This is a genomic window from Bacillus solimangrovi (assembly GCF_001742425.1).
Taxonomy (GTDB): Bacteria; Bacillota; Bacilli; order Bacillales; family Bacillaceae_N; genus Bacillus_AV; species Bacillus_AV solimangrovi.
In genome coordinates this window covers 71,055-87,246 of record NZ_MJEH01000033.1, presented here as the reverse complement: position 1 = coordinate 87,246, position 16,192 = coordinate 71,055, and the positions used below count along the sequence as shown (strand labels likewise).

The following is a 16,192-nucleotide window of genomic DNA, read 5'->3' as shown; positions in this document are numbered from 1 at the left end:
TCTATAAATGCGTGCTCAAAAAGGAGGACAAAATGTGCCGATCAAAAGTCTCAAGTAACAAAGCGTATACATATAGAAACGTGAGGAAGAGAAAAACACATAAGCAATTTATCCTAGATATTTTCGATCAATTACTATTAAGTTTTTTCTTCTAATGGCACTTGAATAATAATAACCGTCCCTTTGCCAAGCTTTGAGTCAATAGTTAATTCTCCTTCTAACAACTCTATACGCTCTTTCATTCCAATTAAACCAAAGGCGCCATTTTTTTTCGCTGATGTATCGAATCCTTTACCATCATCTTTAATAACCATCGTTGCATATTTTTGTGCAATTTGCATTTTAACTTGAATCAAACTTGGTTCAGCATGCTTACAACTATTTTGAACAGCTTCTTGAACTAAGCGAAATAAAGCAACTTCTAATCGCCTTGGCAATCGCTTATCCTTACCGATACTATTAAATTCAATGTCTAACTTATTATAGTCTTTAATCGTATTTAAGTATCTTTTCAAAGTTGGAACTAACCCTAAATCATCCAAAGCCATCGGCCTTAAATCATATATAATCTTACGTACCTCATATAACGCAGAGCGTACCATGTTTTTCATATTTTTTATTTCTTTAAGCGCATCATCTGCTCCTTGTTCTCGGAAGACTCGATCAACAAGGTCTGAACGCATCATCACATTAGCTAGCATTTGCGCTGGGCCATCATGAATTTCGCGTGAAAGGCGTCTGCGCTCTTCCTCCTGAGCCTCGATAATTTTCAATCCAAACTCTTGCTTTTGCTTTGCATCTTCAATTAATTCGTTCATTTGCCTTATATCACTTGAAAGGTAATTAAGAACGATAGAAACTTGCCCAACAAGTACATCTGCACGCTCGATCGTATCTTGTAAATTTCGCAAGCGTCTTTCTAAGTCATCTCTTCGCTGTCTAAGTTGCTGTTCTTGTTGTCGTTTTACTGATAATTCTAAGTTTAATGTATGAGCTTTCTCATATGCATCTCGAACCTCTGTTTCACTATAACTGTCAAAATGCCGACTTACTTCAGTTAACCGCATTCTCGCGAACCGTTCATGAACTTCAATACGCTCAACTTCTTCAATTGTTTCATAGACTAAGCGACGTATTTCTTTTAATTCTTCTCGAATATTATCGAATTCATGTCGTGATTGCTCCCCAATTTGAAAGAGCTCTTTTTTACTTCCTTCAACAGTTTCAATCATTTTTTCTAAAATGTTGTCGATTGTTTTCCCATCAAAAACCTTTGCTGACATAGTCATTCCCCCAGCATAAGTCGCTGTGACTAATTTTTCTCAATATCTATATAACCTTCGTATGGCATGATAAAATATTGTCTTATTCATTACTTTTATTAAATGAAAACTTCCTAATGACATGTTAACTTATCATCAGTAGAGGTAAAGGAATACCATTGATGAATTTATAACTTGTTCATTGACATAATGAAAATAATAACATATAAACCATTATTTCTTTAATTAATCGTTTAATTAATAACAATTTGCCCCTTGCTACACGTAAAATTATAATAGAAGACAGACGAATTTTACAGTTGGATATCGTAATTTGTATTTTTAAGTAAAATTAGGGGGATTTAGAGCATGCTACTCAACTACTTAACGGTTAAAGGGTATGGCGAACACGAGATTGAAATTCAAAAATCTCGTTTTATTTGTTATACATCTCGAGCAACAACTGAAGATGAAGCTCAAGCTTTCATTCAAGAAATCAAGAAAAAAAATTGGAATGCAACCCACAATTGTTCTGCTTATTTAATTGGTGAGCACGACCTCATTCAAAAAGCGAATGATGATGGTGAACCAAGTGGAACTGCTGGAGTTCCAATGCTTGAAGTATTAAAGAAAAAGCAATTAAAAGATACTGTCGTTGTCGTAACTCGTTATTTTGGAGGCATTAAATTAGGTGCAGGTGGACTTATTCGTGCATACGGAAAATCTACTTCAGAAGGCCTTAATGCCACTGGTATTGTGGAACGAAAGCTAATGCGTGTTATGCACACTACCGCTGATTACACTTGGTTAGGAAAGATCGAGAATGAGTTACGTTCATCAACACAATTTCAATTGAAGGAGATTCATTATTTGGACAATGTTCAATTTGAAACATATGTAGCTGAAGATCAAAAGGAAGAATTCGTCGAATGGATGGTCGAATTAACAAATGGACAGACAGAAAATGCCGAAGGTGATATGACTTATCTAGAAACAGAAGTGCCTACTACTTAAATGCATTACATACGTTAATGTAAAGTGCTTTAGAATTGCGAAATATGGTTAAAATAAGACAAGTAGACTTACCAATATTCTCTCATTCATTTCTAATTAGCACCAATTATTTCGGAAAAGAGGCTTTACATGGATACAAAGCAACCCGAGAAAAAGCATTGGAATAGATGGGTCATTATTTCCTTGACAATAATCGGCATCCTAATTGCAAGTTCTGCTGGATACGCCTTATATTTAGCAAATCTTACAAAAAGTACGATTGATAATGCACAACAACCGTTAGAAAGTCGCGTGCATGATGGAAAATCAAATATGCGAACGGAAAAAGTCGATCCACGTATCGATAACATTTCCATATTATTTCTTGGCATTGATGATAGTGAAAAGCGCGGTTTTTCGACAGCAAGAAGTGACGCAATGATTTTAGCGACTTTTAATGAAACTAATAAATCCGTTAAAATGGTAAACATTCCGCGCGATTCGAGAGTAAAGCTTGCTGAGAGGAACGAAATGGATAAAATCACACATGCTCATGCATTTGGTGGGATTGATATGGCAGTTAACACTGTCGAAAACCTCTTTGATATCCCTGTTGATTACTATGTTCGTGTTAACTTTGATGCATTTATTGAAATTGTTGATGCAATGGATGGTATTGAAATTGACGTTCCCTTTGATATTGTTGAACAAAATAGCAAAGATGAGCAAGATGCCATTCACATCAAAAAAGGGTTACAAACGTTAAATGGCGAGGAAGCTCTAGCCTATGTGAGAACACGTAAATATGACAGCGACTTAGCGCGTGGACAGCGTCAGCAAGAAGTATTGAAAGCATTGCTTGAAAAGTCACTTTCAATTCAATCGATTACTAAATACGATGACGTTCTAAAAGAAATCGGAAAGAACCTTACGACCAATATGCGTTTTGGGGAAATGGCAGCATTTCATGACTATTTATATAAAGGAAAAAACTTAGAAGTTGAATTGCTTACATTAGAAGGTCAACCTGATCGAATCAATCGCATCTACTACTATGTATTAGACGAAGAAGCACTTAATAACACCATTTCCTCATTGAAAGCTCACCTTGAATTAGAAGAAACAAATGCAGAGGAAAGCAAAGACAATTGATAAAAATAATTTGTACTATAGAAAAACGACTAATCGTCTCAAATTTGAGTGATTAGTCGTTTTTGATTAATTGTAGAATTCTACAAAGGTTTCATATAATGCTTGGGCAGCATTTTGTTTAAAGCTATCTGTTTTCAATAATGCTTCTTCCTTCGGGTTCGATAAGAATGCTACTTCGATTAATGTAGCTGGTATATCAATTTCTCGAATAACATGTAAACTCTTATTGTTAGAACCCCGATTATATGTACCTAATTTAGCTGTAATTTTTTCAATTGCAATATCTGAGAGCTGTTTACTTTTATCTCCACTTGGATTTACGCCAAGATGATAAAATGTTGTTGATCCCTTAGAGGTTGATTGAAATGAATCAGAGTGAATACTTACAAACGCATCAGCATCTTTTTGATGTGCTATATCGACACGACCTGCTAAAGGAATAAACTTATCTGAAGAGCGAGTTAACGTTACATCGGCTCCTGCTTGTTCCAATAGCTTCACAAGTCGTTTTGCAATATCAAGGTTTACATCCTTCTCACGAAGACCTGTTGCACCGCTTGCACCAGGATCATGATCTCCATGCCCCGCATCCACAACAATCCGTTTACCTTTTAATCCACTTGGAAGCAATGTAATGCGAAGATCATTTTCTGTATCGCGTACTACATAATGCCAACCATCATTTAATTGAACATCGATTGTCGTTCCACTGCTTGTAGACGTATAATTAAGTTTTTTGATAGCTGGATGACTTTTATTGAACTTTTCTATATTTGTTGCACTCGTCTTAATTTGAACACCTTTGCTCGTTAACTGCTGTGACGTCGAAACTTGACCAAGCTTAGACCATGTAAGCCAATTACGATCATTTCCATTTGTCATTTTCGGTTCTGCTAAACTAGTAAATGCTTTTCCCTTGTTGGTCATGTTTAAATAATATGAATGCACATAACCAACTGTTGAACCTATTTTAATTTGTGCCCAATTACTTGAGAAACGAAGAATGTCAACTTTTTCATTCTTTTTTAATTCATCAACGATGCGATAATCAGTACTCGGACCAGAGCGAACATTCAATTCGTTTGTATTAACACGACCTACCACATTCATGTCGGTATATCCTGTTACATAGTCTTTGTATACAAAACCTTTTTTATCGTCGAATTCTACTTCAAGCCATGCTGTCCCACTCGAACCGAGAACAGTGATTTCATCACCATTCTGAAGCTCAGTAACAATATCACTACTAGTTAGAGGCTCAGAATATAGATTTGTATCTGTACTAATTTGCACTGGTTTTTCTTTGTCATCGTCAGAATCGACTGATTGACTTGGCTCATCTTCATTCGAATCAGCGACTTCTCGTAAAATATGCACTGACTTTGTTTCGCTATTCCACCCTACAACTGCATCGAAAGCTTCTGCAAAAAAACGCAAAGGAATCACTGTGTATCCATCTTGGATCATCGGTGATGGATCAGCGCTTACATAATTGCCATCGACTAATGCATTACTTTGACCGATCGTTAAGAGCACTTCCTTACCATTATCAGTTGCAAGCACTTGACGTGTGTCTTGCAACCATTTCACTTCTACTCCGATAGATTCACTAATCTCTCGAAATGGCACTAACACACTATCATTTTTCATTAGAGGAGCGATTGGTAATGTGATTTGTTCACGATTTACATAGACAGTTACATCTGTTGCATTTGAACTTGTGCTATTGCTTTGTTTCTTAACATAATTTCCATGAACATATGCATTTTTGTCTCCGTAACGTATTTTGTACCACTCACCTGCTCGTTCCAGAATTGTAACTTCATCCCCATAATTAAGCTTGCCATAGACATTCCCAGTTGTAGCTGGAGAACTTCTTACATTCAAGTTGTTTCCGGTTATAATTCCCGTTGAAGCTGCTTCAGTACCGATTGGGTTAACCAAAAAAACAATAAACATGAGGAAGATGCTGATTCCCATTGATGTTAATTTTCTATTGTACATTACAAATTTCTGCCCTCCTTCTCCGCTATTACCACTTTTTCAATGTACTTCCTACAACGCCAATGATCAAGGTCTTTTAGACAATTTGTAACAAATTGAGACAATTGACCTTCTTTTGTAAAAGCTTTGTAACTTTTATTTATATAAAGCTTAATATCTGTTAGTTCAAAGAAATACAAGTATTAGTCATAAATGAGAGAACTGAAAGTAAAAAGGTGAGAATACTATAATTTACAAATTTTACAATCCCATAAAGTTGACGCTATTACTAATTAAGAAAAACGCCTTGCACCGAGGTGCAAGACGTTTTAACTATGATAAATAGTTTATGACCTTTTTAGCAGTATCATTTGCCTGTTGTTTCAAGCTTGAAACGGTATTTTCTAAGACCTTCTGTTGAGCTTCACGATTTTGATACTGGGTAACTATTGCTTCAACCATCTGCTCTACATCCCAATTCGATTCAACATGACCACCAAGTGGTTGCTGAACTTGCTTTAAGAATGCATCAATTTTCGGGTCATAAGATAGACCTACCATTGGTGTTGAAGCTACTGCTGCAAAGATAAGTGCGTGCAACCTCATTCCTATTAACACGTCACATTCCTTGATAATTGCTATTTTCTCTTCAATTGAGACATCATATGGAGCAATCATCACTTCACTGCTCATTTGTGAAGCTACTTTTTCAGATGTATGGGCATCTTGCTCTCCATGCATAGGGATGAATAATGGTGTTAAGCCATGTTCTGCACAACGATCTAATACCTCTTCTACCTTTTCCATATATGGTATTGATGTTTCCCAATCCCGAACAGATACAGCTAATAATGGTTTATTAGAAACTCGTACTCGTTTGATCCAATCACTCTCATAATCGCCTGCATTTAAGCCAATGACGGGGTCAGGTACAAGTTCAATTTCTTTCTTATAGCCAAACGATCGTAATAATGAAGCTGAATCTTCATCTCTAACTGTCACGAATGCAGCATTTGATAAGACTCTTTTCGTCATTTTTTTATTCCAAGGTCTATCAATTGGTCCAAGTCCTTGTGCATAGATAAAGTAAGGCTTTCTTGCTAAACGAGCTAACTGCATGATTCCTAAGTAATAAGGAACACTTTTCAATCCCGTCTTATCTTGCAGTAGGCTACCGCCCCCACTTATCAATGCATCAGAGTTTCGTAAGGTTTGATAGACCTCTGAAAACTTCCAACGATTCACTGCATCTACTTGATATGTTTTCTTCGTATATTCAATATCATTTGATAAGACTGTTATTTCAATATTAGGACGTTCTTGGCGTAAAGCCGTAATAATGGACAATAATATTGCTTCATCACCAACGTTGTGAAAACCATAATAACCAGATAATACAACTCTCATTATTCAAACCTCGCTCGAATCTTAGGCCAGAACTTTTCAATAACTTTGAAACATGCAATTAAGATCAATCCAATTATTGCGCCAAAAATTAATCCATAAATTGTTCGAATAAATGAAATGTACAATGGGATGTGTAAATGTGTAAACGTATTAACCATTGAAACAAATCCAACTGCCGCTCCAATATAAATGAACTTCGCATAGCGATACCCTTTACTTACTAAATACATACCGAGTATAAATAATGGTAACCCAATTAAGAATTCCTTCGTACGTGGTCTAATTCCTAATGTATCTTCAAGAAGCTGACGAATTTGTAGCTCCATTCCACTCACTGCAACACCAGGGTCATTTCCACTTCGCATGAGGTATATAAGTACAGCAACCATACCTACACCGAGTAATGCTAGCTCAATATAACGAACTGGTGAGACAGCGATCGTCTTTGCATTATCACGTAAGAAATGTGCTGTAACTAGTAGAATTGGAAGTAAATAAAGCACCTTAACGCCTCTAAATTCAACAAACTTCAGCATATACTCATTTCCGAATAATAGAGCTGTTACAAACCAAGCACCTATTAAACCAATGCCTGCTGCAGTTAAATAATACTTCCATATATCCTTTGAATTACGAATGGCTTCAGCATGGATAACCGCATAAGTTGCTGCTACAACTGAAGCTCCGAGTGCCACTGCTTGTACGATAATACTCATTTGTAAAACCGCATACGCTAACGTAAGAAGTGCACCTCCAGCCAAGACAAGCCAAGACAAAATCGGCGTAGCAACAAGAGCTACACGTGCCATGAACGCAACTGCACCTACTAATGCAATAAGTGTTATAAGTAATGATGAATCTAATTTATTGAATAGCCCTGCACCTTCTGGAACATAGTCTGCAAACTTCTGATTCATAATGCGATGATGCACATCATCAATCATACCTGTAGCCTTCTCAAGCATTTCATCAGGTTTTAACGTTTCATTATATAATTTTTTGTTATGAGCGATGTGAAAGAATATTGCTCGAATATTACGTTCATTAATGGCACGAACAGCACGGTCAACATGCCCCTCCCAACCATCAAACGGGTCGATACTAAGCAGGCGTATGAAACGATTTTCGAATTTCTTTTCATAAATAGGGAAACCTTTTTGTTTAAAAAGTTCAATTTGCATAATGTTAAATTTCGCATCATTTAGCTTTCCAATATAATGTGGTGCAACATCTTCATTAGCAAATCCTAATACTTCATTACCTGAAAACAAAATGTTTTCTGCATTGTATGTTTCTTTTAAATCGATCATTTGATCGATAATAAATGTAGTTTGTTCATTGATGTCATTACTAATACGAAAGACAATTTCAAACCCTAATTCATATGCTTGCTCAATTGCCGGAATGTCATATGTAATAGGTCGAGATAAAATAGCATTTTCAATCAACGTCTCCCCGACTGAAATTAACTTATCTGGAAATCCTGAAACAAAGTAGATCGCTTCCCCTTCTATTGTTGATACATTCATTTTTTCTACGCGTTCACGAAACGCTTGTAAAAATGAATCACGAACAAACTTATTATCCTCTTTAAACACGATGTATAATCCTGTATCCTCAGGTAACTTTAATGCATCTTCTTCCTTAATAAGAGCAGAGACACCTTCACGCTCTAATACATTAACGGCCCCTTGGTTAATTAGATTAGCTAACGTAATCGGTTCGAACGATATCGCTTGAACTCGTTGTACACCATATTGATTATCCTCAGCTAAAGTTGCATATATTTCTTCCTGAGACAATCCCGCATCTGTTAAAGCTTTAATTTCTTGATGTGGAACGATGATTTCATAAGATTGATTTGAAACTTCGGCATTTGCTCGCTGATATATGTATGGAATAGTTGCAAGTAAACTGAGAATAATGATAAGGTTCAATATTTTTTTCAACGTATACCATCCTTTCATGTCATAGTTTGTTTTTTTATGTATCAAACGATTCTATTTTTTCTAAACATTTCCATATATAGTTATACTCATGTCCGCAGTACAAAAATTAGTTCAGTTATATGGCATTACAAACCGATCTTCTCTCATAGAAAAATGGCATCAGTTTCTCGTTAAACTGATGCCCTTGTATGATAACGTCCATAGGAGATTCCCCTACTTATCGTCTCGTATTTGCCAATTTCCGAACAAAGTTATGCATTGGCTGGAAATTTTCATGAATGAGCCCAATCTTTTCTGCAACAAATTGGATAGAAATCAATAGTAACGTAATAATCAATACTCCACTCCAAAGTGTTGCTTTTGATAAGACGATAGCTGCTATACCAAATAGTGCGCTCATTCCATAAATAATTAATACCGTCTTACGATGAGAAAACCCTAACCGAAGTAAACAATGGTGTAAATGTGACTTATCAGGTGCTGATAATGGCTTCTTCTGAACAATACGACGGATTATCGCAAACAATGTATCAGAAATCGGAACTCCCAAAATAATAGCTGGAAGTAAGAGTGAGAATACAGTGATATTCTTAAATCCTAGAATTGAGATAACCGAGATCATGAAACCTAAGAATAGTGCCCCCGTATCACCCATAAAAATCTTCGCTGGATGGAAGTTGTAGAATAGGAAACCAACTGTACTTGCTAACAAAATAAGACCAATAATAATGACAAATGTATTTCCCATTAATACAGCCATTGTTGAAATTGTTAGTAAGACGATTGATGATACTCCTGCTGCTAAACCATCCAGACCGTCAATTAAATTAATGGCGTTTGTAATGCCAATAATCCAAAAGAACGTAAGAGGTACTGCCATTAAACCAAGGTTCAATTCACCACCGAATGGTAAGTTAATGAATTCTACTTTAACCCCACCAAGGATAACAATAACTGCAGCCATAATTTGACCTGTTAGCTTTACTTTTGGTGAAAGTTCATACATATCATCTAATACACCTGTAATGATAATGATTGTTGCACCTATTAATATCGGCCAAATAGAAACACTATTCTGAACGTCATTTAACATTGGCATAGCTATTAACAAGCCAGCCATTGTACTTAAATATATTGCTAAACCACCTAATCGTGGCATAATACGTTGATGAACTTTTCGTTGGTTTGGTTTATCAACTGCTCCAATTTTAATTGCCAACCGTTTTACTAATGGCGTTAAAACTAACGTCAATAAAAAACAAAATATGGCCGTCCAAACAATCATACTGACACCCCTAATTCTACTTAGAAATAGAAATCATATTTAAAACCTTAAGGAAATTTATACTATAGGCTTGTACTTAGCGCGACCTTGTGAGCATATCATTTATATCAAAGTGATTATATCACATAACGACAAAATCGCTAGTTCTTTTAGTTAGTCAAAAACGATTAGCTTAATTTGTCACAATTTGTTCACAATATCTCTTTCGATTGAATGTCCGACATTAATCTTCCTTCAAACATTCATTTTATAGTTTAACGTAGTTTTAAGATTTTACACAAGATTGGTCCAAGTACCGGAATACCTCTTAATTCATCCGTTTGCAATCCTTTACCACCGAGAACAATAATGCTATAAACTATCCCACCAATTGGGACTGCGATTAGCGTATATATAACTGCATCGATTCTCGTCCATTCCTCAATATTAATCCACTTTAAAGGTAATACTAAGCACACACCCATAATCACACTAGAAACCATCATAATCAATTTTCCATAATTATTCAATGGATATTTTGTAACAGTTAGGATAAATATGACATTCAGAACCGTAATGACGATGTACACAATTAATGTAGCCCATGCCGCTCCAATTAGATCATAAGATGGGATGAGCCATAAGTTCAAAATTGCTTTCAATACAGCACTCATTAAGATAATGATAGCTGCTACATTCGCACGGTTTAAACCTTGCAAAATACCTGTCGTTAAAACGGTAAATGATGTAAACAGTGAGCTAAAGTGCAACACAGCTAAAACATGACTACCTTCTAAGTCAGTAAATAAAGCCAAGTTAAGTGGCAATGTTAAAGCTAATAACCCTACTGCTGCTGGCCATGATATAAGATGAGCCAATTTCAAAGAACGTCCAATATAGTTGTTCGCTTCATTCCAATTATTCTCGGTGGTTGCTTTTGAGATTTTTGGAATTAACGGTAAAATAACTGCACTTGAAAATACAACTGCAATTTGTACAAGTGTTAACCCACGTGAGTAAATACTAAATTGCTCTGTAACCGCACTACCTTCATATCCATACCATTTCAACGCATGAGGGATTGTTAACGAATCAATCATATTTAGAAGCGCCATGTTCAGTGCCCCAAATGCTACAGGTAATGATAAGCGTAGGATTACACTAGACCAACTTCTAAACTTGTCCCACGTTAACTTTTGGTAGGCAGGTACACTTTTTATAAAACGCGAATATTTGAATCGTAAATAGATTAGTGATACTGTTACACCCGCAATCGAACTCAGCATAATCCAGCCAGCAATGATTTCTGATTCATGGTTTTGAAGAACCAAAATATAAGCAATTACTAAAACAAGTGTAACTCTTACAAATTGTTCAAGTACTTGTGATACCGCTGTTGGCCGCATATCCTCATACCCTTGAAAGAACCCTCGATAAACAGCCATATACGGTGCGAGTATTAACGTGCTAGAAACAACCGCAACAGCAAGTCGTGTACTACTCATTCCAATCGCTGTTGCAATTACCTCTGAAAAGATAAACATAAACAAAAAGCTGACGAAACCAAAAATTAAACCGATAATGCTCGCTGAAGCAAAGATTTCATGAATAGCTTGCTCATCATTTTTCGCTCGTTGTTCAGAAATCAGTTTTGAAATTGCAATTGGAATACCTGCAACAGATAGAATAAGCGCAATCATATAAACTGGATAAACGGCATTAAATAATCCAAATACTTCGTCGCCTGCAATATTCTGCAACGGAATTCGAAAGGCACTTCCTAATAATTTCGAGACAAACGTTGCAATCGTTATAATAATTGCGCCTTTAACAAACGAATTACCCATTACGCTTCGTTACCTTGTGTTTCACAACTTCTCCAGCAAAGCGAGGCAATGCCATCATTCTTTTCCAACGGGAAGGCTGCTTCACTAAACGATATAACCACTCAGCATTCATTTTCTGCCAAATCATTGGTGCGCGTTCAACCTTACCGGCAAGTACGTCGAAGCTACCACCAACACCGATGAACACACCTTTTGAGAATGAACCCATATGTTGTGCGATCCATTGTTCTTGTCGTGGACAACCTAATGCAACAAGAATAAGGTCAGCTCCACTATCCTTTATCTCATTTACAATGCTTTCATCATGTATATCAAAGAACCCATGATGAGAGCCTACAATGTTCACATTAGAGTATTGTTTTTTTACTGCTTCAACTGCTTCACCGATCACATCTTTCCCCGCACCTAACATATACACACTACGAGAATCTTCATTTGCTTTCTTAAATAACTCATGCATCAAGTCATAACCTGCTACACGCTCTGGTAACGGTGTACCGAGTAATTGCGCTCCTTTTACAACACCAATTCCGTCTGCAACTACATAATCAGACTGCTGAACAAGATCCATATAGCTCTTCTCTTCATATGCTTTCATAACAATCTCAGGATTAGCTGTAATAATAAATGACTTCTCTCCAGCTTCCCAATGTTGAACGACGCGATTCGTCATTTGTTTCATCGTCGTATATAAAAATGGCACGCCTAATATAGAGACGTAACGATCTTCCATAAGGTTTCACCAACTTCTTCCAAAATCAATTAAATTTCATTATTTTTTTTTACATTTCGTAAATAAACTGCAAAAGCTGTCGTTTTTCAAACTATATTTATCATAACAGACAGCTAATTGAAAATCATATAGAGATAGTTCAAAAAGTCTTGAAAAAATTGCATTCCTATCTCTACACCAACCTGTCCTTAAATGAAAAAGTCGTCCGATAATAATTATCGGACGACTTCTCATAAATTATTTAATAACCCTCGTTAAGAATGAAGCAAACTCCGCACGAGTTGTTGCTTTCTCAGGACCGTATGTGCCATCTGGATAGCCACTAGTAATGTTATTTGCAGACAATGTCTTAATGTCTTTAGATGCCCAATGTGTTGCTTGAACATCCTTAAATGCCTTACCATCTGTACCTTCTAGCTTATACGCTCTCTTTAAGATTGCAGCCATTTGGGCCCGAGTAAGTGGTTTATCAGGAGCAAATTGCTCTGCACTCATCCCTTGAATAATTCCCTCATCTGCTACAGCTGCCACAGCTTCATACGCGTAGTGAGAATTATCAATATCCTCAAATCCTGGGTTCGGACGATCCGCTAGAGGAAGTTGTAATTCTCTCGCAATCATAATTGCTGCTTGTGCACGTGTTAAATTATCTTGTGGTCGGAACGTTGCATCTGGGAAGCCTGTAATAATATTATCATTCGTTAATGATAAGACAGCTCCAAATGCCCAATGTTCACTTGTCATATCCTTAAATCTTGGTTCTTCATGGTCTGTGTTATACACAGCTTGAAGCTTATCAAAGTATAATACACCTTTATCTTGTTTTTCTGGTAGAGTCTCTGCTACATAGATACGTTTAATTGACAGTGGTAAAGGTAGGTCATTTGGAATTGATGCACGGACATAATTCCATCCTTTCCAATCAAGACCTGCTTCTTCAGTAAAGTCAATCGTATGTTCATTTCCTACCCCATCAATCAACTTACCACGAAGCCAATGCTTATTTCCATCGCCATACACCCATAAGCCTAATTCAACTGGCTTACCAGGGATCTGAACTTTTTGATTCGCAACTGCATATGAAGCCTTAATTCCTTGTTCATCTGTCGTGAAATCATATTTCAATCGAAGCGATTTTGAACCTTCATAGACAGGACTAGGTACGCCACTTAAAGATAGTTCTGTTACAGAGCGTGCCGACGACTCAGTCCAATTATCAAGTGTTTCAAACTCTTCTACTACTTCTGGATCAGCGCCTACCTCTACTGGAACCGTGACTTCCATTGCACCTACAGTTACAACAATCTCCCCTTCTGCAGGTTGTTCAGCAGCGGTGAATGTACCACCATCTGTAATCGTACCAATGTTTCCTTTTGTCGCCCATTTGATTAATGATTCATCAAAAATAATTGGAGAACCATCATCAGTTAATGGCGTTGCCTTAAATGTTGTTGACTGTTCAGTACCAATCTTCAAACTGTTCGGTGCGATTTGTAATTCTTTAAACTTATCTACAACAGTAACAGCAATTTGCCCTAAACTGTCTTCAAAGTTGGCAGAAACGGTTGTTTGCCCTGCTGCATTTGCAACAAAGGTATTACCTTCCATCTCACCTATTGCATCGTTGTTTGAATCCCACTCTACATCTTCCGTTTTTACTGTTACTGGATTCAAATACTGATCCAATGCATAAGTTACGTCTATAGGGACCTTCGTACCTACAAATACCTTTCCTTCTTCTTTCGATAATTTCATCGTTTTTGCTTGACCTGTATTCGTGTTACTAACCGCTAATAAAGTCGTTGAAACAGAACGTTGAGAACCGTCAGAAGGACTATTTTGTAATGATGGTAAAAATTGACCTAATTCACGAACTGCTATAGCCGTCGAACCTCCACCATCTAAATTAATGGCACGGTATGCCCCCTGTTCAATCAGATATTCGGCTAAATCGATTAAACTTGAACCATCGCTATAACCAGGTTGTCGTCCATCCACAGTTACAACAAATACACGATCACCACTTTTATCTACTGCAATTGCAGTGCGTGGATGAAGACTTTTAGCAAATGATGTTGCTTGATTCATAGATATTGAAACTTTACCTTCATCAACAAGTAAAGGACCTGTTCCAAGTACATATTCTGCATCTTCCCATGTTCGATTGAAATCAAACGTAATTGTCACTTCATCACCATTGTCAAGTGCTGCTAGCTTTTCTGCCCACTCTTGACCATGTGCAGAAATAATAAACCCGTCCTCAGGCACTTCACTTCCAGGATATTCACCTACTCTCGTAAGCTTCGAAACTGTTCCTGTTACTGGCTCACCTGCTTCTATTTCATCCATACTTGGGGTAACATCTGAAAGAATAAATTCAGTGCCCCACTCATTTGCCCAAGAGCGTTTATACGGTTTTGTAAAAACAACTAGTTCGCCTTCATTACGAGTTTCATTAATCCTGTTCGTCGTTACATCAACATCATCTGATTCAATGCGAATTGTATGTTCAAACTGATCAATCTGTGCACTTCCATCCTTATCGATACCGAACGCTACAGAAGCATTCGTTGGACTATTAGCATCGAGCTCGTATAACCCAAAGTTATAGATTTGATTGTCCTTAATAAATAGACTTATAGGTAAACGTGTCTTCGGATCAAAGAACCCCGCATTGACCGCACCTACTACATGATGACCTTCTAAACTATTTTGCTTTGCTTGCTCAGTCACAATCTCTAAACTATCAAATGGATTCGGTATACCCACTTCTAACGTTGTATTAGGATCATCCAAATTAACATCTAACATATGAACTTTTTCGATATCGCCCTCACCCTCATAGACGGTGCTCTTCCAAGTCACACCCGGTGAAACCTTCGTTTCATTTTCAGATACAACGCTTGAAAACGGGCTTGCAAATGCAGTTCCAGTTGTAAACATCGACAACACTAACAAGCTGGATGTCAATATTACAGACAACTTCCTCCTCATATCATTCTCTCCCTTTTATCTATTAATCTTTTATTATCTATTTAATTACGACTAACTATTAAAAAAGACGGACCTCCTTTTAGACAACAAATCTAGTGTACCATGATAGAGATGTTTTTTTTAATAGGAAAGAAGATACAGCACAACGATCTACCATTCTATAAAACACTGATCTATCAACATTTCGAAACATTAATCAAACGTTTAATTAAGGAATTCGTAAACTATGAAACATAAATGTAATATTTTAGTTACTAACCTCATCTATCATAAATTAGATACAATAACTAAGTATAGAAATGAACATCTTATATAGGGATGCATACGATTTTCTAAATGTTTTTAATATCCTCTATAAACCTTTTTAAAGATTTAGGTTACAATCAAAATAGCACGTTAAGCTTTAAAACATAATGTACAGGGAAACCTCTATAAGGTAGTGACTTTTTGAAACTTATTTCTCAAGAACAAGAACACACCCCTACATATTGAAATAGATAAGCTGATGTGTGATAAAGGAAATTGTACGATGTTTTTCTTACAAATCATTGGGGAGTTGTATAAAACTTTTCCAACTTATGAACAATAGAAATAGTAAAGGAGATTTT

General features: G+C 36.5%; 10 protein-coding genes. 2 read left to right on the top strand and 8 right to left on the bottom strand.

Going from position 1 to position 16,192, the window contains the following annotated elements; all coding sequences use genetic code 11:
- Positions 1-137: 137 nt before the first annotated feature.
- Entirely contained in the window at positions 138-1,283 is a 1,146-nt protein-coding gene (locus BFG57_RS11985) for a sensor histidine kinase (RefSeq protein ID WP_069717728.1), read from the bottom strand.
- A gap of 348 nt (positions 1,284-1,631) precedes the next feature.
- On the opposite strand from BFG57_RS11985, the gene BFG57_RS11980 reads away from it, so the two are divergent.
- Together BFG57_RS11980 and BFG57_RS11975 are read left to right on the top strand one after the other, a co-directional pair.
- Positions 1,632-2,276 carry a YigZ family protein gene (locus BFG57_RS11980; RefSeq protein ID WP_069717727.1) on the top strand — a complete coding sequence of 215 codons (645 nt, stop codon included), beginning with the start codon at positions 1,632-1,634 and terminating at the stop codon, positions 2,274-2,276.
- Between the two features lie 129 nt (positions 2,277-2,405).
- Positions 2,406-3,407: an LCP family protein gene (locus tag BFG57_RS11975; RefSeq protein WP_083249229.1), complete on the top strand. Its 1,002-nt coding sequence runs from the start codon at positions 2,406-2,408 to the stop codon at positions 3,405-3,407.
- A gap of 66 nt (positions 3,408-3,473) precedes the next feature.
- Here the strand turns inward: BFG57_RS11975 and BFG57_RS11970 are convergent, their stop codons facing one another.
- From BFG57_RS11970 to BFG57_RS11940, 7 genes are all read right to left on the bottom strand, one after another.
- Positions 3,474-5,411, bottom strand: coding sequence for an N-acetylmuramoyl-L-alanine amidase (locus BFG57_RS11970; RefSeq protein WP_069717725.1), 1,938 nt, complete (start codon positions 5,409-5,411; stop codon positions 3,474-3,476).
- Positions 5,412-5,723: 312 nt separating this feature from the next.
- Positions 5,724-6,797, bottom strand: coding sequence for a polysaccharide pyruvyl transferase CsaB (csaB, locus tag BFG57_RS11965; RefSeq protein WP_069717724.1), 1,074 nt, complete (start codon positions 6,795-6,797; stop codon positions 5,724-5,726).
- Positions 6,797-8,746 (bottom strand): DUF5693 family protein, encoded by a 1,950-nt coding sequence (locus BFG57_RS11960; protein WP_069717723.1) that lies wholly within the window; start codon positions 8,744-8,746, stop codon positions 6,797-6,799. The genes csaB and BFG57_RS11960 overlap by 1 nt, the downstream gene beginning before the upstream one ends.
- 217 nt (positions 8,747-8,963) lie before the next feature.
- Positions 8,964-10,031 carry a glycosyltransferase family 4 protein gene (locus tag BFG57_RS11955; protein ID WP_069717722.1) on the bottom strand — a complete coding sequence of 356 codons (1,068 nt, stop codon included), beginning with the start codon at positions 10,029-10,031 and terminating at the stop codon, positions 8,964-8,966.
- Between the two features lie 254 nt (positions 10,032-10,285).
- On the bottom strand, positions 10,286-11,857 hold the full coding sequence (locus BFG57_RS11950) for a putative polysaccharide biosynthesis protein (RefSeq protein WP_069717721.1): 1,572 nt from the start codon (positions 11,855-11,857) through the stop codon (positions 10,286-10,288).
- The gene (locus tag BFG57_RS11945) at positions 11,850-12,590 is read right to left on the bottom strand and encodes a WecB/TagA/CpsF family glycosyltransferase (RefSeq protein WP_069717720.1); all 741 of its coding nucleotides are present in this window, start codon (positions 12,588-12,590) and stop codon (positions 11,850-11,852) included. The genes BFG57_RS11950 and BFG57_RS11945 overlap by 8 nt, the downstream gene beginning before the upstream one ends.
- Positions 12,591-12,827: 237 nt before the next feature.
- Positions 12,828-15,572: an S-layer homology domain-containing protein gene (locus tag BFG57_RS11940; protein ID WP_175428339.1), complete on the bottom strand. Its 2,745-nt coding sequence runs from the start codon at positions 15,570-15,572 to the stop codon at positions 12,828-12,830.
- Positions 15,573-16,192 lie beyond the last annotated feature (620 nt).

Coding starts and splice junctions, on each gene's coding strand:
- BFG57_RS11985 (WP_069717728.1), bottom strand. CDS start 1,283: ATGTCAGCAAAGGTTTTTGATGGGAAAACAATCGACAACATTTTAGAA.
- BFG57_RS11980 (WP_069717727.1), top strand. CDS start 1,632: ATGCTACTCAACTACTTAACGGTTAAAGGGTATGGCGAACACGAGATT.
- BFG57_RS11975 (WP_083249229.1), top strand. CDS start 2,406: ATGGATACAAAGCAACCCGAGAAAAAGCATTGGAATAGATGGGTCATT.
- BFG57_RS11970 (WP_069717725.1), bottom strand. CDS start 5,411: ATGTACAATAGAAAATTAACATCAATGGGAATCAGCATCTTCCTCATG.
- csaB (WP_069717724.1), bottom strand. CDS start 6,797: ATGAGAGTTGTATTATCTGGTTATTATGGTTTTCACAACGTTGGTGAT.
- BFG57_RS11955 (WP_069717722.1), bottom strand. CDS start 10,031: ATGATTGTTTGGACGGCCATATTTTGTTTTTTATTGACGTTAGTTTTA.
- BFG57_RS11950 (WP_069717721.1), bottom strand. CDS start 11,857: ATGGGTAATTCGTTTGTTAAAGGCGCAATTATTATAACGATTGCAACG.
- BFG57_RS11945 (WP_069717720.1), bottom strand. CDS start 12,590: ATGGAAGATCGTTACGTCTCTATATTAGGCGTGCCATTTTTATATACG.